Below are 24,255 nucleotides of genomic sequence, written 5' to 3' on the forward strand. Positions count from 1 at the left end.
ATATAGCCACAATCCGTGATTACCCATGGCGTGTCGCCCCAATTCACCACAACAGCCCCCCCACCACAGAGGCACGACAGGGCGGCAGGGCGGCAGGGCGGGGCGGGGCACAGCGGGGCGGCTGAGGTGGCCGGGGTCTGGCGTTGCCTCTTCCCGGGTCGGCTGGTCGTGGCCGCCGTACAGACTTCCCAGACGGCGAATGAAGAGAGCCGCGGCGAACGCCCGCCCGGCCCTACGCCTCGCTCACCCGCACCAGCGAGCACCTGAGCCCCCGACGTACACCGCCCGCACCTGGGGACCTACCCCCTCCCCCGCCAGCCCCCCAGCGCAAGGGAACGGAGCCCTAAAGCACAGAGCGGGAGTGCACGCTGACGGCATAGCCGCAGCCCGGCTCGTAAGGATCGCCGCCCCACGTGGCGTAACGCCCACGCAAGACCAGCCCAGCCCCGGTGCACCAGCGGTCGTACTCATCCAAAGTCACCGTCGGCTCCGGCAGCGGCAGATGCGCCGCATCCAGGCCCATCCCCGTCACCACCAACCCACCCGGACGCACCACAGCGGCCAACTGCCGCAGGACGGCTGACCCGGTGCCCGGGGCCAGCAGGGGGATGACGTTTCCCGCGGCCAGGGCCAGGTCGAAGTCCGGACGCACGCCGAGGGCATCCAGATGGGCCAGATCGCCGAGGATCCACTCCTGGTCGGGAGCGTCGCGGCGGGCGACGGCGAGCATGGAGGCGTCGACATCCACGCCGGTGCAGTGGTGGCCCAGTTCGGCGAGCCGGATCGCGATGCGGCCGGTGCCGCAGCCGGCATCCAGGACCCGGGCCACAGGCTTCAGCAGCGCCGCGCAGAAAGCGGCCTCGCCGTGGATGTCATGGCCCGATTCGGCGAGCCGCGCGAACCTCCGGGCGTACTCCTCGCCGGCATTTCCGCCGGTCAGCTCCGCCCAGGGGTCACGTGGCCCAGTCACGTCGCGCACGCCTTCCGGTCAGCCGAGCCCCTGCGGGGCAAGGTGGATGCCTTTCTTAGAAATCATGGTCGCAGATGCAAGCCAATGCGAGCCATATCGATGCAAGCCCTATCTCGACCGACCACGTCTCCGGCGGACACCGCGCGAATCCCGCACCACTGCAGCATCCCGGGCGCACAGCATCCCCGGCCTGCGGCTACTTCCGGTCGCCGCCGCCCGTCTGCTCGTAGTACGAAGCCACCTGATCGCGGTACTCGACCTCGTCGAGGTGCTTGTCACGGTGAAACTCAGGGGCGTTCTTGATCTGCTCCTTGGAGAGGTCCAGTGTGATCTCCTTGCCCTCCGTGTCGACGCGCGAGATCGTGTTCGCGGGCAGGAGAACCTCCTTACCGAAGATCCACACACCGGTGTCGACCACGATGTAAGCGTCGTCCACTTCCTCGGAGTGCTTGTCGACCTTTCCGATGCTTCCGTCGACCGCCTCCACCTTGTAGCCGACGAGGTCCGTGCCGACGGCGTAGTTGAAGGACGGACGGTAATTCCACGCGTTCTCAGTCACGTACGAACAGCTCCTGAATGTCGAATTGCTGGCGTCTACCCGGACCGGGCGCTCTGTCTCGACGCGCTTCGTCCCGCCCGGGCCCCGCAGGGCGGGGCCGCTCTCACGTGCCCCGTCTCGCCGTCCCCATGCCCGTCGCCGCCGACCCGCCCTCGCCGAGGGCAGCGACGACCAGCCAAATCAGCCCCTTACGATCTGGTCCACAGAGGCCCACTCGAAACAGCCCCACCCTCGTCGGCGGTCCACACAGGAGGTTGCCTTGATCACGGCGCAGCACTGGATCGACGCCCTCGGCCTGGAAGCGCACGTGGAAGGCGGGTATTTCCGGCGGACCTTTCAGGCGGACCACCGGCCGCGCGTCCGGACACCCGCTGGTGAGCGCTACACGCTGACCTCCATCCACTACCTGCTCACCCACTGGTCGCCCGTCGGGTACTGGCACCTGAACCGCTCCGACATCCTGCACTTCCACCACCACGGCGAAGCGATCACCTATCACCTGCTCCACCCCGACGGGCACTACAGCAGCGCCGTTCTCGGGCAGGACACCGGCCGGGGGCAGGTGCTCACCCTGGCCGTTCCCGGAGGGGTGTGGAAGGCCTCCCACCTCGCCGCGGGAGACCACGCACTGATCAGTGAAGCCGTCGCACCCGGGTTCGACTACGCCGACATGACCCTCGGCCGGCCCCACGAACTGGTCTCACGTTTCCCCGCGCACGCCGAACTCGTACAGCTCTACTGCCGACCGACCCAGCCGTAGCTCGGCCGTCCACAGCCCAGCCGCCCATAGCCCGGGCCGCGTCCCGGCTGTTCCCGCCCCCCACCCCTCACGGTCATCGCCTGGCGGCAGCCCTGCCAGCCGCGTCGCGATAGCCGTCTTCCAGGCGCCGCGGGCATCCGCTTTCACCCGGAGGCGACGCGCCGACCCCTTGACCTCGACGGCGCCAGTCATTACCTTGCGGTCAGCGCAGACCCATGACGACCGAGAGGAGGCGACCAGCGGATGTACACCAGCTCCGACCTGAGTCGCCTCGCCCACAGCACGGTCTGGATTCCGGGTCGCATCGCGCACGGCTGCTGACGACGCCGTCCTGATGTGTCCGTCGACGGCACATCGCGGATCCTCCGCCCCCCTCTTCTGATCTCCTGGTACGCCGCTGTCGCGTGCCGTCCTGCGCCCGACCGCCCCTGTCTTGTGGCGCGTCCGGAAACACAGAAAGCTGCCCGTCTTGGCGAACATGATGAACCGTCCGATCACTGTCCGGAACGCAGGCCCGTCGTGGTAGCCGCGCGGATCACGGTCAACGGGAAAGAGACACCCCTGTCACCGGCCGCTCCCCACTCCACCGTGCTGGACGTCCTGCGCGAGCGGGGCCTCACCGGAACCAAGGAGGGCTGCGCGGAGGGTGAGTGCGGCGCCTGCTCGATCCTGGTGGCCCGCCCCGGCGTGAACAAGCCCACCGACTGGGTGGCGGTGAACGCCTGTCTGGTCCCGGCCGCGGCACTCGACGGCCAGGAGGTCATCACCGCCGAGGGCCTCGCCTCCGTCGACAGCCCCGGCACACCGCCCACCCTGCACCCGGTGCAGGAGGAGATGGCGGTCCGCGGCGGATCCCAATGCGGTTACTGCACACCGGGGTTCGTCTGCAGCATGGCCGCCGAGTACTACCGCCCCGACCGCTGCGCGCACACGGACCCGGTCGGCGGCAGCGACGCCGAGCACGGCCCGAACGGCTTCGATCTGCACGCGCTGAGCGGCAATCTGTGCCGCTGCACCGGCTACCGGCCGATCCGCGACGCCGCGTTCGCCGTCGGCACACCCACGGACGAGGACCCGCTGGCCCGGCGCCGCGAGCAGTCGCCGCCCGCGCCGGTCGCCACCGAGTACACCCGGGACGGCCGGACGTTCCTGCGCAGGAACACCCTCGCCGAGACGTTGGAGGTGCTGCGCGAGCGGCCCGACGCGGTGCTGGTCGCCGGGTCCACCGACTGGGGCGTGGAGGTGAACATCCGTGCCCGGCGGGCCGATTGTGTGGTGGCCCTCGACCGACTGCCCGAGCTGCGGGAATTGCGTGTCGCCTCCGACCACATCGAGATCGGGGCCGCGCTCACCCTAACCGAGATCGAGCGCCGTCTCGACGGCGCCGTCCCGCTTCTCGCGGATCTGTTCCCGCAGTTCGCGTCCCGGCTCATCCGCAACGGCGCGACTCTCGGCGGCAATCTGGGGACGGGGTCCCCCATCGGTGACAGTCCGCCGGTGCTGCTCGCGCTGGAGGCGTCGGTGGTGCTCGCCGACGCCGACGGAGAGCGCGAGGTCCCGCTGGCGGAGTACTTCACCGGATACCGGCAGAGCGTGCGCCGGCCGGGCGAGCTGATCCGCTCGGTGCGCGTCCCGCTGCCGCTGTCCCCGGTCGCGGCCTTCCACAAGATCGCCAAACGGCGCTTCGACGACATCTCCAGTGTGGCGGTCGCGTTCGCGCTCGGCATCGAGGACGGGATCGTCCGCAAGGCACGCATCGGCCTGGGCGGCGTGGCCGCGACCCCGATCCGTGCCGTCGCCACCGAGGCCGCCTTGGAGGGCAGGCCGTGGACGGCGGAGACCGTCGAGGCCGCGGTGCCGGTGCTCCGGTCCGAGGGCACGCCGATGTCCGACCACCGCGCCAGCGCCGCGTACCGCTCCGCGATGCTCGGCCAGAGCCTGCGCAAGCTGTACACGCGAACCACCGAGGCGGTGTCGTCATGAGTCATCTGTCCGAGCGTCCCGAGAAGCCCGCCGTCGGTCTGTCGATGCCGCACGAGAGTGCCGTCCAGCACGTCACCGGCAGCGCGCTCTACACCGACGACCTGGTCCATCGCACCAAGGACGTGCTGCACGCCTACCCGGTCCAGGTCATGAAGGCCCACGGCCGCATCACCGACCTGCGCACGGAGCCGGCGCTCGCCGTCCCGGGAGTGGTCCGGGTGCTGACCGGGGCCGACGTGCCCGGCGTCAACGACGCCGGGATGAAGCACGACGAGCCGCTCTTCCCCGACACGGTGATGTTCCACGGTCACGCCGTCGCCTGGGTCCTCGGCGAGACGCTGGAGGCGGCCCGGCTCGGCGCGGAGGCCGTCGAGGTGGACCTTGACGAGCTGCCGTCCGTGATCACCTTGCAGGACGCGATGGCGGCGGAGAGCTTCCACGGCGCCCGGCCCGTGATGGTGACCGGTGACGTCGACGCCGGCTTCGCCGACTCCGCGCACGTCTTCGGCGGCGAGTTCCAGTTCTCCGACCAGGAGCACTTCTACCTGGAGACGCACGCGGCGCTCGCCTATGTCGACGAGGCCGAGCAGGTGTTCGTCCAGAGCAGTACTCAGCATCCTTCCGAGACCCAGGAGATCGTGGCGCACGTCCTCGGTCTGCACAGCCACGAGGTGACCGTGCAGTGCCTGCGGATGGGCGGAGGCTTCGGCGGCAAGGAGATGCAGCCGCACGGCTTCGCGGCCGTCGCCGCGCTCGGTGCCAGGCTGACGGGCCGGCCGGTCCGGGTACGGCTCAACCGGACGCAGGATCTGACCATGTCCGGCAAGCGGCACGGGTTCCACGCCCGGTGGCGGATCGGCTTCGACGCCGACGGACGCATCCAGGCCCTGGACGCCACCCTGACCGCGGACGGCGGCTGGAGCCTCGACCTGTCCGAGCCGGTGGTGGCCCGCGCGCTGTGCCACATCGACAACACGTACTGGATTCCCCACGCCCGCGTCGCCGGCCGCATCGCCCGGACCAACAAGGTCTCCAACACCGCCTTCCGCGGCTTCGGCGGGCCGCAGGGCATGCTGGTGATCGAGGACATCATGGGCCGGTGCGCGCCGCTGCTCGGGCTGGACCCGATGGAGCTGCGGGAGCGCAACTTCTACCGGGCGGGCCAGTCGACGCCGTACGGACAGCCGGTGGTTCAGCCGGAACGCATCTCCGCCGTCTGGGAGCAGGTCAAGGACGACGCCGGCATCGCCGACCGCGGGCGTGAGATCGCCGCCTTCAACGCCGCGCATCCGCACACCAAGCGGGCGCTCGCCGTCACCGGCCTGAAGTTCGGGATCTCGTTCAACCTCACCGCCTTCAACCAGGGCGGTGCGCTGGTGCTGATCTACAAGGACGGTTCGGTCCTGATCAATCACGGCGGCACCGAGATGGGTCAGGGCCTGCACACCAAGATGCTGCAGGTGGCGGCGACCACGCTGGGCATCCCGCTGCACAAGGTACGGCTGGCTCCGACGCGTACCGACAAGGTGCCCAACACCTCCGCTACCGCGGCCAGCGCCGGGGCGGACCTCAACGGTGCGGCGGTGAAGAACGCCTGTGAGCAGCTGCGCGAGCGGCTGCGGGTGGTGGCCGCCACCCGGTTGGGTTCCAGTGCCTCGGACGTACGGATCGTGGAGGGCGTCGCGCGCGCCCTGGGCAGCGACCGGGAAGTGGCCTGGGACGACCTGGTGCGCACCGCGTACCTCCAGCGTGTGCAGCTGTCGGCGGCCGGTTTCTACCGGACGGAGGGGCTGCACTGGGACGCGAAGACGTTCCATGGCTCGCCGTTCAAGTACTTCTCCCACGGCGCCGCCGCGGCCGAGGTGGAGGTGGACGGCTTCACCGGCGCGTACCGGATCCGGCGGGTGGACATCGTGCACGACGTCGGCGACAGCCTCTCCCCGATGATCGACATCGGCCAGGTCGAGGGTGGGTTCGTGCAGGGCGCGGGCTGGCTGACCCTCGAGGACATGCGCTGGGACGCCGGTGACGGCCCCCACCGCGGCCGCCTGCTCACCCAGGCCGCGAGCACGTACAAGCTGCCGAGCTTCTCGGATATGCCCGAGGATTTCCACGTCCGGCTCCTGGAGAACGCCACCGAAGAGGGTGCGGTGTACGGGTCCAAGGCGGTGGGGGAACCTCCGCTGATGCTGGCGTTCTCGGTACGGGAAGCGCTGCGGCAGGCCGCCGCCGCGTTCGGGCCGGGCGGGATCAGTGTGGAGTTGGCCTCGCCCGCGACGCCGGAAGCGGTGTACTGGGCGGTCCAGGCGGCTCGTCAGGGCGAGGCTCGCGAGGGCACCCCGGCCGGGGAGGCTTCCGCCGACGGTCAGGCCGGGGCCCGGCACGTCGAGAACGGTCACGCCGTGGGCCCGTCCCTCCGTTCCGGTCCGGCCGACGGCGCGGTCCGTCCCGACGCCGAAGCGCTGAGCGGTGCCTGACATGACCTGGGTCGCCGCGGTCGCGCGGTTGCGGGCACGCCGGGAGCCCGGCGTGCTCGTGACCGTCGTGACCGTGCGGGGCCACGCCCCGCGCGACGCCGGCGCGAAGCTCGTGGCGAGCCGGACGACGACATGGGGCTCCATCGGTGGCGGCAATGTGGAGGCGGTGGCGATCGACCGGGCCCGGGAGATGATCGCCGCGGGCAAGCCGGAGCCGGAGCTGATGGATTTCGCCCTCAACGACAAGGCGGTCAACCGGCATGGCGTGCAGTGCTGCGGCGGAACGGTCTCGGTGCTGCTCGAACCGCTGCCGACGGTCCGGGCGGTGGCGGTCTTCGGCGTCGGGCACGTCGGGCTGGAGCTGGCGCGCATCCTGGCACGTCAGGACCTGGACCTGCATCTGATCGACAGCCGCCCCGACCTGCTCACCGAGGAGCGGCTCGCCGGACTGGCGGACGCGGTGGCGCAGGTCCACGTCCATCACACGCCGCTGCTGCCCGAGGAGGTACTGGAGGAACTGCCGCACGGCACCCACGTCCTGATCATGACGCATGACCATGCCGAGGACGCCGCACTGTGCGACGCCGCCCTCCGTCTCCCCCACCTCGGCTCCATCGGCCTGATCGGCTCGGCGGCCAAGTGGGCCCGGTTCCGCAAACGCCTCGCCACCGAGGGCGGTCACGACGAGGCGACCATCGATCGGATCAAGACCCCGATCGGCCTGGCCGACATCACCGGCAAGGATCCCTCCACCATCGCCGTGAGCGTCGCCGCCGATCTGCTGCGCACTTTCGAGTCCGAGGGCAGCTGAGAGCCGCACGCGGCGGCGGGAGCTGGGTGCCATGCGCGGGCGCAGCAGGGTGGGCATCGGGCGGCCCGGGGGTGCGCGGTGAGTGGGCGCCGCTGTGGTGCATGATGTGAACCGGGAGGGGGATTTGAATGCGTTCAGAAGTTCAGAAGCCGCTGCCGGATCACGTCCGGGGCCAGGCGCGCGTCAGGGACAGGTTCGGTGCCGTGATCGCGGCCTCGGTCTCGGTGCTTCTCGTCGAGGCCGTGGTCGGAACGGTCGCGAACCAGGTGTGGGAGCAGACCCAAGAGCGCCCGGCTCTGCCCTCCCACGGGTTGGGGCTCGTCGTGCTGGTGATCGCCACGCCGTTCCTCGCGGCGGCGGGAGCCGTGATCGGTGCGCTGGTGACGGTCAGCGTGGTGATGCCGCTCCTGACCGTGGCCGCCTGGCTCGGCCGTAGATTCTCTGGACGCGAGGGGTGGTGGTGGGTCCCCGCGGCGACGTCCGCCTCGACCGCCCTGCCGGTCCCGGCCGTGGCGATCCTCGCCGAGGCCGGCGTCCAGGCCGGCCTCGGCGGGTGGCTCGCGGCGACCATCGCGCTCGCCGCCCCTGCCCTGGTCGCCCGCAGGCTGCTGCTGCCGGACCGTTCGCCGCTCTCCGGCGGCGCGATGTTCGGGCGGGTCGCGCTGTATGGGACGCTCACCGCCGTGACGGCCTGCTCGCTTGCCGGGGCCGCCCTGTACGCCGGGCTCGGTTACGAGCCTCCACTGTTGAACGCGCAGCAGATCGCCGGCACGTACTCCGACGGCAAGGACGGCACCCTCATCCTCACCCCGAACGGCACGGCGTCCGCGACCCGCGTCGAGACCTTCGCCTTCGACGACGCCCTCGGCCCTTCCGAGCCCCAGGTCGGTGAATGCACCGGCACGGGCACGTGGGCCTTTGACCCTGTCGACGGCCCGTACTCCCAGCAGGTCGACGTCACCGTCGACACGTGCCCCGTCGGCATGGACGGCTGGAGCGTCTACGGAACCCGCGCGCACCCGAAGCTGTACGTATACCTAGGCGACCCCGACCCCTGGCAGCTCTACACCCTGCGACGCGTCTAGCCTGCCTTTCTGTCGTCGCCCGCCCTTCGAGCACCGTGCACCCCGCCCCGTCAGGGTCGCCGTCCGAGGCGGAGACGCCGGGCGGGGCGGTCGGGTGGAGCGGGGGTCAGACGCGGGTGGTGGGCGGTTCGGCGGGGGTCGGCGTGTGGCGGCGGCGGCGGAGCAGGGTCAAGGCGCCGAGGAGGGCGCCGACGGCCAGTACCACCAGGCCCCGCCACCACACCGGTGCCTCCACCTGGGTCGCCAGCGCGACGCAGGACAGGGCGCCGAGGACCGGGACGACCGTGGGGGTACGGAAGTGACCGGTGCCCGCCGCGTCGTCGCGGCGCAGCACGAGGACGGCCAGGTTCACGACGAAGAACACGACCAGCAGGAGCAGTACCAGCGTGCCGGCCAGGACGTCGATCCCCCCGCTCGTCGCCAGTAGCGCGGACAGCGCCGTGGTGACGGCGATCGCGGCCCAGGGCGTGCGCCGGCCGGGAAGGACGCGGGCGAGGAAGCCGGGCAGGAGCCCTTCCCGGCTCATCCCGTAGGCGAGGCGCGAGGTCATGATCCCCGTGAGGAGGGCGCCGTTGGCGACCGCCACCAGCGCGATCAGGGCGAACACCTGTACCGGCACGTGTCCGGCGGCCCGGACGATCTCGAGGAGCGGACCGTCGGACGCGGCGAGCGTCCCGGTCGGTACGGCCGCGGAGGCGGCGGCCCCGACGGCCGCGTACAGGGCGCCCGCGGTCAGCAGCGCGCCGAACAGGGCGCGGGGATAGGACCGGCCGGGGTCGCGTGTCTCCTCGGCCACGTTCACGGAGGTCTCGAACCCGACGAAGGAGTAGTAGGCGAGGACGGCTCCGCTCAGCACGGCTGCCAGGGGCCCCTCCGCCGTCGTGCCGAGCTGCGTCAGCCGGCCGACGTCCCCGTCTCCTCGGACGGTGATCCACACGCCCAGTCCGACGATGATCAGGAGACCGCTCGCCTCGACCAGCGTGGCGAGGGTGTTGGCCCGGGTCGACTCCCGGATGCCGCGCGCGTTGAGCAGCGCCAGCAGGGCGAGGAACGCGACGGCGACCAGCACGAGCGGCAGGGAGACGAAAGCCCGCAGATAGTCCCCGGCGAAGCCGCGCGCCAGCGCCGCGACCGAGACGATGCCGGCGGCCAGCATGCAGTAGCCGGTGAAGAACCCGACCGCCGGGCCGAAGGCGCGCGTGGCGTAGTGGGAGGCGCCGCCAGCGCGGGGGTACTTCGTCGCCAGCTCCGCGTACGAGGCGGCCGTGAGGAGCGCGAGCAGCAGGGCCACGGTGAGGGGCACCCAGACGGCGCCGCCCGAGGCGGCCGCGACTTGGCCGATCAGCACGTACACCCCGGCGCCGAGCACGTCGCCGAGGATGAAGAAGTACAGCAGCCGGGTGGTGAGGACCTTGCGGAGCGGGGCCTGGGGCGCGGGCGCGGGTGCGGGGCTGGTGGGGGGCGGGGTCATGGTCTCTGTTTCTTCGGATGTCGAGGTCGGGGCCGGGTGGGCGTCGACGTGGGGGCACGCCGAGGGTCCGAGTCGACTGGTGCCCCCGATGTGCGCCCGCAATGCCCCTTCCACGTACTCGGGCGGTGAAGCCGCATGCCACCCGGCCGTCCATGCCTCCCCGACGCCCCTCCACTGCGGCTCCGGTCCCCCGGCGTCGGGGAGCGCGCGGGTCAGGGGAGGCGGGTGAGCCTGTCGAGGAGCGTGGGCTCGGTCAGCCCTTCCCGTACCGCCACCGGGACCCGGAGGGCCTGCGGGCCGCTGCCCACCGTCAGCGTGGCGACCTCGGTGCCGGGTGCCGCCGAGCTGGGCAGCCCTGCGCCGTTCACGCGGAGCACGGCGTCCAGCCTCTGCCCGGGTACGCCGACGACCTCGATGTCGCGTACGGCCACCAGGGGCGTACGACGGCCCAGCGCGTCCCGCACCCACCCGACCGTCTGTCCCCGGGAGACGATCTTCCCGTCGGTGAGGCCCGCGCGGACGGCCGCGACGACCTTCTGGGCGTTGGTCTTCACCAGGTCTAGGCTCCGCAGGGCGTCGGGATCGGGCCCCTCGGCCCGCTGGCCCATCAGCGAGCCGAGGATCAGCGGCGTCTTCTCGCCGACCGTCTTGTAGGCCGCCCACACCAGCGTGCCGCCCGCCGGCGTGCTGGAACCGGTCTTGATGCCCTTGATGCTCAACCCGGCGAGCAGCAGGCTGGCGTTGTTGTTGTACAGCGGCTCGGGCAGCCCCTCGATCGTGGCGTCGGGCAGGGCGACGATCGCCCGGAACACGTCGGACTTCATGGCCGCCTCCGCCAGCTTCAGCTGGTCGACGGCCGTGCTCACGGTCCGGGAGTCCAGGCCGCTGGGATCGGTGTAGACGGTGTCGTGCATCCCCAGGTCCTTGGCCGCGGCGTTCATCTTCGCCACGAAGGGCGCCGTGGAGGCGCCGCCGCCGTCCCAGCGGGCCAGCAGCCGGGCGATGTTGTTGCCCGACGGGATCATCAGCATCTTCAGCATGTCCTGCTGGCTGAAGGTCGCTCCTTGCGTCAGGCCCTGGATCCTGGACTCGTTCCTGGACGTCCCCTCCGCGACCGCCTGGGCGTCCACCGCGATCCGCGGCCCTTCCTCGCCCTTCTTCAGGGGATGCCCCTGGAGGATGACGTACGCCGTCATGATCTTCGCGACGCTGGCGGTCGGTACCGACTCCTGCGGTCCGAACACGGCGACCTGGCCGGTGCCGGGAAGGTGGACCGCGCCCTGTCCGTGGTCGGGCCACGGGATCTCGAACCGGCCCGGCAGGGCGTACGAGGCCTTGGCGCCGCCGACCGCCGGCGCGGGCAGCGGCCGCAGTGCCTGCACGGCCACGAAGGCCACGGCCGCCAGCAGGACGAGCGACGTGGAGATCTTGAGCCACCGCAGGGAGGTCCGCTTCGCGGTTGGGGACGCGGGAAGCTCGTCGGTGTGCTCCGTCGGCGGGTCGTACGCGGGTGACACGAGCGATGCAGGTGACGGGGACGCGGCTTCCGGCGCCGGCACCGGACTCGGAGCGCGGTCGCGGGCGCCGGCGGGTGAGGAGGGAGTCAGGGTGAGAGTGAGGGTGGGGGCGGAGGCCGGAGGCGGTGCGGGCGGAGACGGAGGGGCGTCCGCGGGTTCCCGGGCGGGTGCGCGTGCGGGGTCCGGTGCCTGTACCGCCGGGGGTTCAGGTGTCGGTGCGGGTTGGGGTTTCGGTGCCGGTTCGGGCGCGGAGACAGGTTCGGGGTCCGGGGCGGCCCAGGAAGGGCGGGTGGCGGCGCCGGCGGCCGCCGACCGGGGATCCAGCGCGGGGCCCGGAGCCCGTACCGGCTCGTCCCGCGACGCCGTGACCTCTTCTGCTTCCGGGTCCGGGTCCGGCGTGGCCGGTTCCGTGTCCGCCTCGGACGGGGCCGGGTCAGGCGTGGCCGCTTCCCGGTCCGGCGTGGCCGTGGGTGCTTCCGGGCCCGCGTCCGGCGCGGCCGCGTCCCCTTCCGGGTTCGTTACCGCTTCACGGGTGGTCTCCCCCGGCGTGGCGGGACGGGCGCTCCCGCCACCACCGACCCCGTCCGCGCCGTCGACCCGCGCGGCGTCATCGCCGCCCGGAAGCCGCTCGTTCTCCGACCCTCTAGGGGACGCCCCGTCCACCGGTACCGCATTCATGCTCGGCCCTCTTACCTGCGTCTGACCATGTCGAGCAACGAGATGATCGAGTCGGTCAGAAAGTTGCCCATCCGGTCAGTTTGTTGCCGATCGGTCATATTCTGCTGACCGCCGCGCCGCCGAATGAGGGGCCGAGGACAGGGGCGGGGTCAGGACCACTGTTCGTCGGCGAGGGATCCGACCGGTGCCGGCTTGCCGATCACGGCCAGGGCGATGAAGAACGAGATCTGGCCGATCGCGATGGTCAGGGTTGTCAGCGCCTTGTCGTCGTAGTGCCGGGCCACCTCGGCGTACAGCTCGTCGGTGACCCGCTCCCGGCCGTGCGGCGCCGGCTGGAGCGTCGCCTCCACCAGAGCGAGGGCCGCACGCTCGGCATCGGTGAAGTACGGGGCGTCTTGCCAGGAGGCGACCGCGGTGATGCGCTCCTCGGTCTCTCCCGCCTTACGGAGGAAGCTGGTGTTCAGGATGGTCAGATAGGTGTTGCCGACGATCTGCCCGGCCCGCAGGTGCACCAGGCTCATCGTCGTGCGCGGCACCGACCGGTTGCCCGTGGCCCGGAACAGGGCCGCGCTGACCTCGCTCACCTCCGGAACGAACGCGGCGGGATCGGGCATCCGGGAGATCGGGGTGGTCGTCATGGTGGGGCTCCTTCGCATCGGCCTGTCCGGTGTCTTCACCTCACTGACGGAGCAGACGGCGGAAGTGTGACCGGATGCGACGAATCTTTTTTGCGGCCGACGGTCGATGGCCGACAGCCCGGCCCCGGCGGGGGCGTACGACTCAGGCCGTACGGCACCGTCCGGGGGCGGGGCCGGCTCGGGACGGGGCGGCTCGGGACGGGGCGCCCGCCCTGTGACAGGGGGTGCGGGCGCCCGTGGTGCCGGAGGTGTCAGGTCGAGGCGGGCAGAGGGGAGTTCGCCCGGGCCGTGGTCGCCGTGGTGCGGCGGCGGCGGGTGGGCAGGCCGAGGGTCGGGTGCGCGACGGCCCAGGCGGCGCCCTTGCAGACGAGTTCCTTGTAGAGGGCGGCCGTCCGGCCGGTCAGGGCCGCGCTGACGGCGCGGTCGTCGGCGGTGACGTACTGGATCAGTCCCTGCCTGCGGCCCAGGGAGAGGCACTGGTTGAAGTAGCGGACCGGCATGCTGGGGAGTTTCCCGCCGGTGAGGCGGGCGGCGAGGGCGTCGGCGGCCAGCCACGCCATGGGGGTGCCCGAGGCGCAGGACATGCGCAGTGGCTTGCCGCCCGGACCCATCGCCAGGGCCGCGTCGCCGATCGCGTACACGTCGGGGTGCGAGAGCGAGCGCATGGTGGGGTCGACCATGATCCGGCCCGCGTCGGTGACCTCCAGGGCAGTGGCCCGGGCGAGGGGGTGGGTGGCGAAGCCGGTGGTCCACACCGTGACCGCGGCCGGGATGACCGTGCCGTCGGCGGTGGTGAGGTGGTCGGCGTCGACGCGCGTGACGGCGGTGTGCTCGTGCACCGTGATGCCGAGCCCGTCGAAGACCTTCCGCAGGTGCCCGCGGCCCTTGCCGCTCAGCCACTCCCCCAGGCCGCCGCGGGCGGCGAGGGTCACGTCGAGGTCCGGTCGGGCCTCGGCGATCTCGCTCGCCGCCTCCAGACCGGTCAGGCCGCCGCCGACCACGACCACAGACTGGCCGGCCCGCAGGGACGCGAGCCGCTCGCGCAGCCGCAGCGCTCCGGGCCGGGACGCGATCTCGAAGGCGTGCTCCGCGGCACCGGGTACGCCTCCGTCGTCCCAGCCGCTGCCGAGGGCGTACACGAGGGTGTCGTACGGGAGCTGCCGCACACCGCCGTCGGCGCCGATCGCGGCCGGGGCCTCCGTGCCGGCGCCGGTGCCGGTGCCAGTGGGTGCGGGAGTCGCGGTGGGGGCGAGGGTGACGGTCTTGCGGTCGACGTCGACACCGGTGACCCGGGCGAGCGTCACCTCGACGCCGGTCCCCGCGAACATGCCGCTGAAGGGCCGGGACGGCAGGTCCTGTCCGGTGGCGAGCTGGTGCATCCGGACCCGTTCGACGAAGTCGGGTTCGGGGTTGACGAGCGTGATGGCGACGTCGTCGCGGTGCAGTCGGCGGGCGATACGGCCGGCCGCGACCGCGCCGGTGTACCCGGCGCCGAGAACGATGATGCGGTGCTGCATGTCCTGCTCCTGTCTGCACGGTCCGCTGCGGGAGATGCGCGGTTGCACCTCTTGAACCGGGCAGCGCCCCGATCCCTGACAGGACGGGCGGTGTGAAGCAGGACACACCGCCACCCGGGGCGGGGTGGGAGCCGGGGGTGGTTGCGGTCAGAAGGCGTGGAAGAGGGGTGCGCCGTGGTCGGCGGCCGCCCACCTCGCGCTCGCGCGCCGCAGCTTGTCGGGGTTGACCTGGTTGCGGAACGCCGCGATGCCCTCGGCCGTGACCTCCGGGCACATGATGCCGACGACCCGGCCGTCGACGACCGCCACGACGGCGGGGCCGCCGTTGGCGGTCGTGAGATAGACACCGGGCGATCCGCCGGCCAGGGCGCGCTTGGCGGGCCCGGGGCTGAACAGGCCGCGCAGGAACGTCGCGACCGCCTGGGCGCCTTCGAACGCCTTGGCGCGGGCCGGGATCTTCCCGCCGCCGTCGCCGATCGCCCGGGCGTCGGCGGTCAGCAGCCGTACCAGCGGTTCGGTCCGGCCGCTGGTGGCGGCCGCCAGGAACTCCTCGACGACGCGCCGGGCGGCGGCCCGGTCGATCTCCGCACGCGCCCTGCCCTCCGCGAGATGCTTTCGGGCGCGGTGGAAGAGCTGCTGGGCGGCCGACTCGCCGACCTCGAGGATCCCGGCGATCTCCCGGTGGGAGTATCCGAAGGCCTCCCGCAGCACATAGGCCGCGCGCTCCCGTGGCGCCAGCCGCTCCATCAGCGTCAGCACCGCGAAGGAGACCGACTCGCGCTGCTCCGCGGTGTCGGCGGGCCCGAGCATGGGGTCGCCCTCCAGCAGCGGCTCGGGCAGCCACTGGCCCACGTAGGACTCGCGCCGTACGCGGGCCGAGGCGAGCTGGTTGAGGCACAGGTTGGTCAGGACCTTCGTCAGCCAGGCCTCAGGGACCTCGATCCGGTGGGGATCGGTGGCCTGCCAGCGCAGGAACGTCTCCTGTACGGCGTCCTCGGCCTCGCTCACCGAGCCGAGGAGACGGTAGGCGACCGCCTCCAGACGGGGCCTGGCGGCCTCGAAACGGTCCACGTCCTTCGCCGTCAGCGCCATGGACCGGATCCTAGCCCGAGTCCGGACGGAGCCCTGGGCGGCATCCCGCGAGCCCGGGCCGAGACCACGGGGGTGCTCTACCGGGACCCGGGGCCGCCCCCGCACGGGCTATCGGGGGCGGGGCAGGGGCGGGGCGCCGGTGTCCTCGTCGGTCTGCGGGCGGGCCTCGGCCGGGGACGCGGCGCCGGTGAAGTGCTGGTAGGTGCCGGTCAGGTGGAGCAGCCGGTCGAAGAACTCGGGCCGGCCCTCGAGGTGGAGGCGTACCCCCGCCGTCGCGGTCTCGCGGTGCAGGGTCAGCAGGGTGGACAGGCCCGTGGAGTCGCACAGGGTCAGCCCGGAGCAGTCCAGGTGGACATCGGCCGGCCGGCGCTCGGGGGCGAGGTGGGCGCGAGCGGCCCGCAGGAGGTCCTCGGCGGTGTCCCAGTCGAGGTCGCCGGCGAGGGTCAGATGCAGGGTCCCGTCGCCGGCGGTGGCGGCGTCGAGACGGAACGGGACGTGGGGGTGGGATGTCATGCGTGGTTTCCGGGGCCGGGGACGGGGGCGGTGGTGCGGGAGGGGAAGGCGGTCAGGGCGGCGTGTGCGGCCCCGAGGTGCGTCAGGGCGCGGGGGAAGTCGCCGAGTTCGGCCGCCAGCAGGTCCAGAGCGGGCGTCAGGACGGTGGCGGGGACGTGTCTGGCCTGCAGGATGCCGGCGGTCCAGGTGACGAAGCCGGCGAACAGGTCGGGATCGTCGGTGTAGAGGGAGGCGGCGAGGAAGTCGACGATGTGGGCGATGTCCTCGGCCGTACGGTCCCGCTGCTGGTCGGTGTAGGACCGCATCTCCGGAAGCCGGTCCTCCAGGGCGGTCAGGACGTTCTTCACCAGCTGCGGTCTGGAGCGCACGACCAGGGTGTACTCCTGGTCCTCCAGGTGGGGCAGTCGGCCTGCGGCGTCCGGGACACCGGCCGGGAGGGCCGGGGCGGGGCGCTCCAGCCGGGCGGCCAGTATCTCGGCCGCCGCGCGGGCGTCGGGTGCCCAGCCGTCCGCGCCGAGCAGCCGGGCGTAGCGGCCCTGGGGGCCGAAGGCCGCACCGCCGGCCAGGACCGGCAGGCCGATCGCCTGGACGGCGGTGATCGCGGCGTGCGCGGCGGGCAGGCGGGTGGGGATCGAGGACGACAGGGCGACCACGTCGGGGCCGGTCTGGTGCAGGTGGGCGATGAGGTGCGGAGTGGGGACCTGGGCGCCGAGGAAATCGACGGTGAAGCCCCGCCCGCGCAGCACCTCGGCCAGGATCCGGGCGGGCAGGGCGTGCCACTCCCCCTCCACACAGGCCACGGTCACCCGCGTCGGCGCCGTACCGGAGGAGTTTCGCGGCGTACGGGAGGGGGCGTGCGGGGTCCGGTGGGCGACGGCGGCGATGACCCGGTCGTGGATGGCGGTCGCCGCGTGTTCCTGGGCGACGCTGATGCGGCCCGCCGCCCACTCCTGGCCGACGCGGGCCTGCACCGGCCCGATCACGTCCAGCAGGACGTCCTCCGCCGTCATGCCGCCGTCCAGGGCCTCGAAGCACACGGCGACGGCGGCGTGTTCGCCGCGGGCCTGGACCGCCGACCACAGCCGCTCCCGCAGCGTCTCGGCATCCGCCTCCCCGCAGACCGGTCCGGCCCCGGGGCCGGCGGAGGCCGGAGCGCCGGAGGCGGCAACCGCAGCGCCCGTCGCCACGGCAGCCGGAGCGGCGGCGGGGGCCGGGCTGGGCGTGGCGGGGGCGACGGCAAGGCCGCGGGCGACCGCGGTCGGAGCGTCCGGCACCGCGGGAGGGGGGTCGGCGGGCGCGGCGGGCGGGCCCGGGATGCGAGAAGTCATGCGGTGTACCTGCCCCGAGTGTGTCCGTTCACCGCCGTCAGATGGGTGGTGTGCGGGGCGGTGATCGCCACCACCGCCATGTCGTCGTGCGGGCCGTCGCCCACCCACTGGGAGGCGAGCATCCGGATGCGTTCGACGACGGCCTCGGCCGGCAGACCGACGCACTCGCCGAACGCGGCCCGCAGGCGGCTCTCACCGAACATGGCCGACCCCAGCGGGCCGCCACGGGCCTCGGTGATGCCGTCGGTGTAGAGCAGGCAGGTCTCCCCCGGCGCCAGGTAGACGGTCGCCGAGCGGGAGGTGACGGTCGGCAGCGCGCCCACCAGGGTGCCGGCCGTGTCGGCCTCCTCCACTTCGCCGGTGGTGCGCAGCAGCAGGGGCCTGGGGTGCCCCGCGCTGGTCAGACGCAGCCGGACCTGGGGGCCCACGCGTTTGACGGAGGCCAGGACCAGAGTGGCGAACCGGGTGTGGTGGGACGTCAGCAAGGCGTCGTTGAGCAGGCCCAGGACGTACTGGTGGTCGGTGGCCAGGGGAACCATCGCGTGCAGGGTGTTGCGGATCTTGCCCGTCAGGACGGCCGCGTCCAGTCCCTTTCCGCAGACGTCCCCGAGGACCGCGAGGGGCTCCCGGCCGGCCTCGGGGCCGGGGTGGACGTCGTAGAAGTCGCCGCCGACGCGCTCGGTGTCCTTCGACGCGCGGTAGCCGCCCGCGAACTCCACACCGTGGACCTGCCGCAGGGCGGGCGGCAGAAGTTCGGCCATCAGGGTCTGGGTGATGCGGGCCTGTTCGCCGTAGAGCCGGGCGGCCGACAGGGCGGCACCGGCGCGGGCGGCGAACAGCCGGGCGAAGAGCTCCTCGGAGGTGTCGAAAGCCGCCCGGTCACTGCGGCGCAGCAGGATCAGCGCGCCGGCGGGGACGCCATGGCCGGGCAGCGGGGTGACGGCGACCGAACCGGGGGCGCCGTCGAAGTGGTCGGGCAGCGCCCAGGACGGCAGAGCCGCTGGATCGATCCACCTGGACGGCACCGGCGGGAAGCCTTGCAGGGCCTCGGCCAGCCCAGGGAGGTCCGCCGGGTCCACGGCCGCGTTGCGGCGTTCCGTACGGCCCCCCGCCGCGTAGACGACAGGGAGGCGCCGGCCGGTCGGCGGGGCGACCACCACCGCCGCGTCCGCGAGGTGCTCGGCAGCGAGCAGCGCGGTCATCTCCAGACAGCGCTCGGTGTTCAAGGACGCGAGCAGCTTCGACGAGGCCTCCGCGAGGAACAGCGTGCGCCGCCGCTCGCCTTCGAGCGCCTGCTCCAGCACCTGCCGGTCGGTGTCGTCGACCAGCCACCAGGCGACGTCCCCGTGGTCCGACAGGGTGGCATGAGCGCGCAGAAGCCGCCCTTCGTGACGCCCGTGGACCGGCGCGGGGCCCGTCCGCTTGTCGGAGCGCTCTCCCTGGCCGAGGCCGCGTCTGAGATCAGGGTCCTCATCACGGCGGACGCCGTGGTCGACATCGGCATTCCCGTCGCCGTCGACATCTCGGCCGAGAGCGACATCCCGGTCGAGGCCGGTGCGGGAGTGCTGCGGCCGGCCAGACGGCCTGCTGCGGGGCCGCGGCGGCCCGGCGAGACGCCGATGGGCGTCGGCGAGCCAGGACGGCGCGACATCGGCGAGCCACGCACCGCTGACCATGCCGGGGAACAACCCGGTAGCGGCTTCGTTGGCCTCGATCACACCGCCGTCCTGGCAGACCACCAGCGCCGGGTACGGCGCGCGCAGCCAGGACGTACTCGTACTCGAGACGACACCACGCGACCGGCCGGAAACACTCGGGGAAACAGTCATACGCGGGGGCCCGCTATGCGGGACCCACCACCTTCCACCTGGAAAACAGATCCACGGTCCACCATTCCCCACCGTCTGTGACGCATCAAGCCAAGCGAGCCTTCTCACCCGTGAACAGATGCCGCACGGCAACACTCACACACCGCACACACAAAGCCGTCACCAGAAAACCACCCCAAAAGAGGAAGAATTATCCGGATCCGGGGTAGTGCGCAATCCCACACTCGCGCCTCCGCCGGTCTGCCGGCACCCGTGTCGGGGAACAGCAGGGTCGGCTTGCCGCGGACGCCGGACGTTGTGCGGCTCGCGTCGGTGTCAGTCGGGCCAGCTGGCGTCAGTCGGTGCCCGTTGGCGTCAGTCGGCGACATTCGGCGCCAGTCGCGTCAGTCGCGTCAGTCGGCGCCGGAGGCCGACGAGGGAGTGGCCCGGGAGGACGTACGGTTCCGCTCCGCATCCGATTCCACCGCCCGCTTCAAGCGGTCCAGCGTCGCGGCCATGCCGGAGCGGTTCGTACGCAACCGGGCTGCCGGAGACGTGCCGGCGGCCACGCGGCCGAGGAGGTCGGTGATCCTCCCCCGGCGCCCGCGGCGCAGGTCGTGCCAGTACTGGGTGACGTACGTGGCGGGGGCGCCCTCGACAGCGTTCTCGGCCGGGCTGAGCCGGAATCCCCAGGAGGCGATGGGGAGTCCGGCGATCGACACGCGGAAGGCGAATTCCTCCGGCGTCTCGCAGCGGGTCACACGGCAGACGGTGAACCAATAGCGGCAGCCGTTGCGGTTGAAGCCGATGAACGTGGGGCGGGGGCCGTTACGGCCCGCGATGATGCGGACCCCGATGCACTCCGGGCTCCAGTCCGGCATGCGCCGTACATCGCTGACCGCCGCGAACACCTCCTCGGGAGCGGCCGCGACGACGATGGTTTCCCGCAGTTCCCTAGTCCGCGCGGCCGGGTCGTCCTGTCCGTCCAAGAGGTCGCCTCCCATGGCGTTCGTCTCCCGTGTTCTCAGCGTGCGATCTCCGTACCGGCGGCCGCGCAGGTGCACAGGACGCCAATTGCCGCGCCGGGGCAGCAGTCGCCCGAACCGATCACCGGTGATTCTGCGGCCTTCCGGCCGGGATGGGAACGCTGAGCCTCGGCCTCCTGTACCAGCGCATCCTGTACGGGCTGCCATCCGGGGCGGCCCAGCAGATGACGCACCCGGTCCTGCCACCGCGTGGCGCGGGCCAGGTCGCGGCCGATGGCGACGTACTCGTGGGAGACGATGCGGAGGGGGTTGTGGGTGTCGATGTTCTTGGTGAGGCCGTAGAGGGGACGGTCCGTCTCCTCGGCCCAGGTCCCGAACATCCGGTCCCAGATCATCAGGATGCCGCCGAAGTTCCGGTCCAGATAGCCGCCTTGCGAGGCGTGGTGCACCCGGTGGCTGGAGGGGGTGTTGATCACCTTCTCGATGAGGCGGGGCAGCCGGCCGATGCGGTCGGTGTGCAGCCAGAACTGCGTCAGCATGTTGATCGCGCCGCACAGGAGGATCGCCCAGGGAGGCACGCCGGCCAGGGCCAGCGGGATGTAGAAGATCTGCGAGGTGAGGCCGGTCCAGGGCTGGCGGACCGACGTGGAGAAGTTGTACTTGCGGCTGGAGTGGTGCACCACATGGCTGGCCCACAGCACGCGCACCGTGTGGTGTTTCCGGTGCATCCAGTAGTAACAGAAGTCCTGGGCCAGCAGGATCAACGGGAACGTCGCCCAGGTGACCTCGATCCGCAGGGGGGTGAGTTCGTACAGGCCGACGAAGACGGCGACGGCGATCGTCTTGTAGAGGATGTCCACGACGGCGGCGCCCGCGCCCACGGCGAAGCTGGCGGCGGTGTCGCGAACGCCGTAGCCGCTGGCGTTCTCGTCGGGGTGGAGCCGGTAGTAGACCATCTCGATGACGACGAGCAGCACGAAGAGGGGGGCTGACAGGGCCAGCAGGGACGTGTTCTCCATCGGAACCTCCTATCGGAGCGATTCACTCCGATAGGAGTATCGGAGTGCTTGGCTCCGATAGGCAATAGGTTGGACGGCATGAAGAATCCAGACGCCGGAGGGATGCGGGCGGGCAGCCGCTTCGGCCGGCAGGCCGAGGCCGAACGCAACGACGTCCGCGTGCTGTACGCGGCCCGCGCCGTCTTCGCGGAGCAGGGTGCCGAGGCCCCCGTGTCCGCCATCGCGGTACGGGCCGGGGTGGGGATCGGGACGCTCTACCGCCGCTACGGCAGCAAGGAGCAGCTTCTCCATCGGCTGTGCGCGATCGGCATCGCCGAGACGATCGGGGAACTCCGTGCCGCCCTGGAGCGGGAGGGCACCGGTTGGGAGGCGCTGTCGCACTACATGGCCGCGGCGGTCGACGCCCGGGCGGGGGCGTTCGCCGCCCTTGCGGGGACGTTCAGCCTGCCCGAGGACATCGCCGCCTCCAACGAGGAGGCGAAGGGGCTGGCGGAGCGCCTGCTCCTCCGGGGGCAGGGGGACGGGACGGTACGCGAGGACGTCACGACCCTCGACATCGCGCACGTCATCGAGATGTTCAGCCGGTACCCCCGCCGTACCGAGGAGGACGACCACGCGCGACGCCGGATGCTGGCCCTGACGCTCGACGGCCTGCGCGCGGCCCACACCGGGCTGCCGGGACCGCGGCCCGACTGGGCCGACTACCACCGGACATGGGACGAGCCGAGCGGAACGCCCTGACCGCGCCCCGCGGTTGCCGACGACGGAGGCGCCAAGGCGGGACGTGCAGGGAGCGAAGTGCCCGAGCCCGGAGGGGCCCCGACCCGAAGGGGCCCGCGAAGGTGCCCGAGCCCGCTTCGCGGTGGCCAAGCGGGCCCGGGCCCCTTCCTTCTTCACCGTCCCGGCCCGGGAGTCAACGCCCGACCCTTAAGGGTCACGCGTGTTCTTGCGGCTCCTCCTGAAGGACCGCCCGACGCTCCCGCCCGTCGGACATGAGCCGCTCCGCCGGGCGGCCCTCCCGTTCGCGCTGCCTGGCGGCCAGCGCCCTCGCCAGCATCTTCGCCCGGTACGGGTTCGACGTCGCGAGTGCCGTCGCCACCTCCACAGCCTCGTCCAACAGGGCCAACCGTCGCTCAGGCAACTCCCGTACCAGAGGCGACGCGCTCGCCTCCACGAGGACGTACGCCAGTTTCGAGCCGTACGCCTCCGGCTCGACCTGTGTCAGAAGGCGGTAGATCCACAGCCCCTCGGCGCCCCGCATCACCCGCCGGTTGACACTGAGCAGCCTGACCCTCGCCAGCACGACCATGTCCTGATCCATCGATCCCCCTCGTCCTCCCACTCCCGGCCGGCGCATGTCACGCGGCGAGACAGCACGGCGAACGGACCGACAACCGGGAAGAGTTGCCGACACGTTGGCCGGAGAGTGGATGACGACGAGTCTGGCGCGTCGTACCGGCCGCCACAAGGCCGGGCGGACGTGCCCTGCGTCCTACCGAAACAGCCTCCGAACAGGCATGATGGACCTGACACTCACTCAAGCACCGTCCGGTTCCCGCATGCGCGGTACGCCGATCGCTTCGCTTCCCCGGCCCTGCCTGCTCGGGAGCCGACCGATCCGAACCGGGAGGGGCGTGAGAGTGCCGGCCGGCCGGTGAGGGCCGCTTGTGGTCGCCCGAAGCAGCGGCGAGGATGACACCGGTACGGGGCCGGGTATCACCGATGTCCTCGATGGGGAGGCCGAGTTGAGCGACCCCTGGGTGGCTCTGAAGCCGGGCACGGATCCCGTGGAACGGTCGGGAGCGCTGCGCGGTGCCCATGAGGCGTTCACCGCGGAGGGTCGGGTGCGGCGGGCCGTGCGTCCCGTGGTGGCCGAGTCATGGCGACGGTCGGCGCGAGCGCGGGTGAGTCCGGACGGCGCGGCCTGTGTGGAGCTGGGCGACGACGACCTGGAGGCATACCGGAACGGGCATCCGCTGGCCGGTGCGATGCCGGTGATCAGGGAGTTGATGGGCGGGTACGCGACGGACGGCGAGCACCTCGTGGCGGTCTGCGACGCGCAGGGGCGGCTGCTGTGGGTGGAGGGGCACCCGGGGACACTGCGCCGGGCCGGGCGGATGAACTTCGTGGCGGGGGCGCGCTGGGCGGAGTCCTCGGCGGGGACGAACGCTCCGGGGACCGCGATCGCCCTCGACCGGCCGGTGCAGGTCTTCGCCGCCGAACACTTCCGGCGGCCGGTGCAGGCGTGGACGTGCGCGGCCGCGCCGGTCCACGATCCGCGCACCGGACGGCTCTTGGGGGCGGTGGACATCACGGGCGGGGACCGGCTGGCGCACCCGCACAGTCTGGCGTTCGTCCAGGCGGTCGCGCGGGCGGCCGAGTCGCAGCTGGCGCTGCTCGCCCCGGCGCCCGCCGGGGAGCGTGGCCGCTTGTCGGCGCTCGGCCGCGACGAGGCGCTGCTGGTCCTCGACGGCCGCGAGGTGCGGCTGAGCCGTCGTCACAGCGAGATCCTGGTGGTGCTGGCGCACCATCCGCAGGGCCTGGGCGGGGACGAACTGCTGGCGGCGCTGTACGAGGACGAGACGGTCACGCCCGTCACGCTGCGGGCCGAACTCTCCCGGCTGCGGGCCGTGTTGGGGTCCGGGGTGCTGTGCTCGCGGCCGTACCGTCTGGCCCCTTCGCTGGACGCGGACTTCGACACCGTGGCCCGTCGGCTCGCCTCGGGCTCGGTGACGGCGGCGCTCGGCGCGTACGCGGGTCCGCTGCTGCCCGGCTCGTCCGCGCCCTGGGTGGTCCGGCAGCGGCGGCTGCTCGCCGACCAGCTGCGGGCCGCGCTCCTCACGCGGGGCGACGCGGCGCTCTTGGCGGACTGGGCGTACAGCCCGTGGGGCGAGGACGATCTGGCGGTGTGGCGGGCGCTGGCCGCCGCGGTGCCGGCGGCTCGGCGTCCGCCGGTGCAGGCGCGGGTGCGGGCGCTCGACGCCGAGCTGGGGGCGGGGGCGGCGGCCCGTGCAACGGGGTCGCAACGTCGCGGTTCCTAGCC

At 72.3% G+C, this 24,255-nt stretch carries 20 protein-coding genes; 7 read left to right on the forward strand and 13 right to left on the reverse strand.

What is annotated here, in order from left to right; all coding sequences use genetic code 11:
- Positions 1 to 343: 343 nt before the first annotated feature.
- Positions 344 to 970, reverse strand: coding sequence for a class I SAM-dependent methyltransferase (locus tag ACZ6RC_RS32340; RefSeq protein ID WP_469590314.1), 627 nt, complete (start codon positions 968 to 970; stop codon positions 344 to 346).
- Between the two features lie 196 nt (positions 971 to 1,166).
- Entirely contained in the window at positions 1,167 to 1,529 is a 363-nt protein-coding gene (locus ACZ6RC_RS32345; protein WP_469590123.1) for a PRC-barrel domain-containing protein, read from the reverse strand.
- A gap of 259 nt (positions 1,530 to 1,788) precedes the next feature.
- Between ACZ6RC_RS32345 and ACZ6RC_RS32350 the strand changes: the two genes are divergently transcribed.
- The 5 genes from ACZ6RC_RS32350 to ACZ6RC_RS32370 all read left to right on the forward strand — a co-directional run bounded on the left by ACZ6RC_RS32350 (position 1,789) and on the right by ACZ6RC_RS32370 (position 8,645).
- Complete coding sequence (locus ACZ6RC_RS32350; protein ID WP_469590128.1) at positions 1,789 to 2,289, forward strand: cupin domain-containing protein; 501 nt, start codon at positions 1,789 to 1,791, stop codon at positions 2,287 to 2,289.
- Positions 2,290 to 2,808: 519 nt separating this feature from the next.
- The gene (locus tag ACZ6RC_RS32355; RefSeq protein ID WP_469590132.1) at positions 2,809 to 4,272 is read left to right on the forward strand and encodes a xanthine dehydrogenase small subunit; all 1,464 of its coding nucleotides are present in this window, start codon (positions 2,809 to 2,811) and stop codon (positions 4,270 to 4,272) included.
- Complete coding sequence (gene xdhB, locus ACZ6RC_RS32360; protein ID WP_469590135.1) at positions 4,269 to 6,749, forward strand: xanthine dehydrogenase molybdopterin binding subunit; 2,481 nt, start codon at positions 4,269 to 4,271, stop codon at positions 6,747 to 6,749. The genes ACZ6RC_RS32355 and xdhB overlap by 4 nt, the downstream gene beginning before the upstream one ends.
- 1 nt (position 6,750) lies before the next feature.
- A complete protein-coding gene (gene xdhC / locus ACZ6RC_RS32365; RefSeq protein ID WP_469590137.1) occupies positions 6,751 to 7,560 on the forward strand; it encodes a xanthine dehydrogenase accessory protein XdhC in 810 nt (269 codons plus the stop codon).
- A gap of 128 nt (positions 7,561 to 7,688) precedes the next feature.
- Entirely contained in the window at positions 7,689 to 8,645 is a 957-nt protein-coding gene (locus tag ACZ6RC_RS32370) for a hypothetical protein (RefSeq protein WP_469590140.1), read from the forward strand.
- A 106-nt stretch (positions 8,646 to 8,751) separates the two neighbouring features.
- On the opposite strand, the gene ACZ6RC_RS32375 is transcribed toward ACZ6RC_RS32370, so the two are convergent.
- The 10 genes from ACZ6RC_RS32375 to ACZ6RC_RS32420 form a co-directional block, all read right to left on the reverse strand.
- Positions 8,752 to 10,116 (reverse strand): APC family permease, encoded by a 1,365-nt coding sequence (locus ACZ6RC_RS32375; protein WP_469590143.1) that lies wholly within the window; start codon positions 10,114 to 10,116, stop codon positions 8,752 to 8,754.
- Positions 10,117 to 10,328: 212 nt separating this feature from the next.
- Positions 10,329 to 11,633, reverse strand: a complete 1,305-nt coding sequence (locus tag ACZ6RC_RS32380) for a D-alanyl-D-alanine carboxypeptidase family protein (RefSeq protein WP_469590146.1) — start codon at positions 11,631 to 11,633, stop codon at positions 10,329 to 10,331.
- Positions 11,634 to 12,460: 827 nt separating this feature from the next.
- Positions 12,461 to 12,949: a carboxymuconolactone decarboxylase family protein gene (locus ACZ6RC_RS32385; RefSeq protein ID WP_469590149.1), complete on the reverse strand. Its 489-nt coding sequence runs from the start codon at positions 12,947 to 12,949 to the stop codon at positions 12,461 to 12,463.
- A gap of 251 nt (positions 12,950 to 13,200) precedes the next feature.
- On the reverse strand, positions 13,201 to 14,466 hold the full coding sequence (locus ACZ6RC_RS32390) for an NAD(P)/FAD-dependent oxidoreductase (RefSeq protein WP_469590154.1): 1,266 nt from the start codon (positions 14,464 to 14,466) through the stop codon (positions 13,201 to 13,203).
- 147 nt (positions 14,467 to 14,613) lie between these two features.
- Positions 14,614 to 15,558 carry an RNA polymerase sigma factor SigJ gene (gene sigJ / locus ACZ6RC_RS32395; protein WP_469590157.1) on the reverse strand — a complete coding sequence of 315 codons (945 nt, stop codon included), beginning with the start codon at positions 15,556 to 15,558 and terminating at the stop codon, positions 14,614 to 14,616.
- A 108-nt stretch (positions 15,559 to 15,666) separates the two neighbouring features.
- Complete coding sequence (locus ACZ6RC_RS32400; RefSeq protein WP_469590160.1) at positions 15,667 to 16,071, reverse strand: STAS domain-containing protein; 405 nt, start codon at positions 16,069 to 16,071, stop codon at positions 15,667 to 15,669.
- A complete protein-coding gene (locus tag ACZ6RC_RS32405; RefSeq protein ID WP_469590164.1) occupies positions 16,068 to 17,399 on the reverse strand; it encodes a cobalamin B12-binding domain-containing protein in 1,332 nt (443 codons plus the stop codon). The genes ACZ6RC_RS32400 and ACZ6RC_RS32405 overlap by 4 nt, the downstream gene beginning before the upstream one ends.
- Entirely contained in the window at positions 17,396 to 19,228 is a 1,833-nt protein-coding gene (locus ACZ6RC_RS32410) for a PP2C family protein-serine/threonine phosphatase (RefSeq protein ID WP_469590167.1), read from the reverse strand. The genes ACZ6RC_RS32405 and ACZ6RC_RS32410 overlap by 4 nt, the downstream gene beginning before the upstream one ends.
- A 392-nt stretch (positions 19,229 to 19,620) precedes the next feature.
- Entirely contained in the window at positions 19,621 to 20,211 is a 591-nt protein-coding gene (locus tag ACZ6RC_RS32415) for an SRPBCC family protein (RefSeq protein WP_469590171.1), read from the reverse strand.
- Positions 20,212 to 20,231: 20 nt separating this feature from the next.
- Positions 20,232 to 21,212, reverse strand: a complete 981-nt coding sequence (locus tag ACZ6RC_RS32420) for a sterol desaturase family protein (RefSeq protein WP_469590174.1) — start codon at positions 21,210 to 21,212, stop codon at positions 20,232 to 20,234.
- Positions 21,213 to 21,290: 78 nt separating this feature from the next.
- On the opposite strand from ACZ6RC_RS32420, the gene ACZ6RC_RS32425 reads away from it, so the two are divergent.
- Positions 21,291 to 21,953 carry a TetR/AcrR family transcriptional regulator gene (locus ACZ6RC_RS32425; RefSeq protein WP_469590177.1) on the forward strand — a complete coding sequence of 221 codons (663 nt, stop codon included), beginning with the start codon at positions 21,291 to 21,293 and terminating at the stop codon, positions 21,951 to 21,953.
- A gap of 193 nt (positions 21,954 to 22,146) precedes the next feature.
- Here ACZ6RC_RS32425 and ACZ6RC_RS32430 read toward each other — a convergent pair whose 3' ends face one another.
- Positions 22,147 to 22,533 carry a hypothetical protein gene (locus ACZ6RC_RS32430; RefSeq protein ID WP_469590181.1) on the reverse strand — a complete coding sequence of 129 codons (387 nt, stop codon included), beginning with the start codon at positions 22,531 to 22,533 and terminating at the stop codon, positions 22,147 to 22,149.
- Positions 22,534 to 22,957: 424 nt separating this feature from the next.
- On the opposite strand from ACZ6RC_RS32430, the gene ACZ6RC_RS32435 reads away from it, so the two are divergent.
- Positions 22,958 to 24,253 (forward strand): GAF domain-containing protein, encoded by a 1,296-nt coding sequence (locus tag ACZ6RC_RS32435; RefSeq protein WP_469590184.1) that lies wholly within the window; start codon positions 22,958 to 22,960, stop codon positions 24,251 to 24,253.
- Positions 24,254 to 24,255 lie beyond the last annotated feature (2 nt).

This window comes from Streptomyces sp. NPDC048353, from assembly GCF_055587165.1.

Coding starts and splice junctions, on each gene's coding strand:
- xdhB (WP_469590135.1), top strand. CDS start 4,269: ATGAGTCATCTGTCCGAGCGTCCCGAGAAGCCCGCCGTCGGTCTGTCG.
- xdhC (WP_469590137.1), top strand. CDS start 6,751: ATGACCTGGGTCGCCGCGGTCGCGCGGTTGCGGGCACGCCGGGAGCCC.
- ACZ6RC_RS32370 (WP_469590140.1), top strand. CDS start 7,689: ATGCGTTCAGAAGTTCAGAAGCCGCTGCCGGATCACGTCCGGGGCCAG.
- ACZ6RC_RS32375 (WP_469590143.1), bottom strand. CDS start 10,116: ATGACCCCGCCCCCCACCAGCCCCGCACCCGCGCCCGCGCCCCAGGCC.
- ACZ6RC_RS32385 (WP_469590149.1), bottom strand. CDS start 12,949: ATGACGACCACCCCGATCTCCCGGATGCCCGATCCCGCCGCGTTCGTT.
- ACZ6RC_RS32390 (WP_469590154.1), bottom strand. CDS start 14,466: ATGCAGCACCGCATCATCGTTCTCGGCGCCGGGTACACCGGCGCGGTC.
- sigJ (WP_469590157.1), bottom strand. CDS start 15,558: ATGGCGCTGACGGCGAAGGACGTGGACCGTTTCGAGGCCGCCAGGCCC.
- ACZ6RC_RS32400 (WP_469590160.1), bottom strand. CDS start 16,071: ATGACATCCCACCCCCACGTCCCGTTCCGTCTCGACGCCGCCACCGCC.
- ACZ6RC_RS32405 (WP_469590164.1), bottom strand. CDS start 17,399: ATGACTTCTCGCATCCCGGGCCCGCCCGCCGCGCCCGCCGACCCCCCT.
- ACZ6RC_RS32410 (WP_469590167.1), bottom strand. CDS start 19,228: ATGACTGTTTCCCCGAGTGTTTCCGGCCGGTCGCGTGGTGTCGTCTCG.
- ACZ6RC_RS32415 (WP_469590171.1), bottom strand. CDS start 20,211: ATGGGAGGCGACCTCTTGGACGGACAGGACGACCCGGCCGCGCGGACT.
- ACZ6RC_RS32420 (WP_469590174.1), bottom strand. CDS start 21,212: ATGGAGAACACGTCCCTGCTGGCCCTGTCAGCCCCCCTCTTCGTGCTG.
- ACZ6RC_RS32425 (WP_469590177.1), top strand. CDS start 21,291: ATGAAGAATCCAGACGCCGGAGGGATGCGGGCGGGCAGCCGCTTCGGC.
- ACZ6RC_RS32430 (WP_469590181.1), bottom strand. CDS start 22,533: ATGGATCAGGACATGGTCGTGCTGGCGAGGGTCAGGCTGCTCAGTGTC.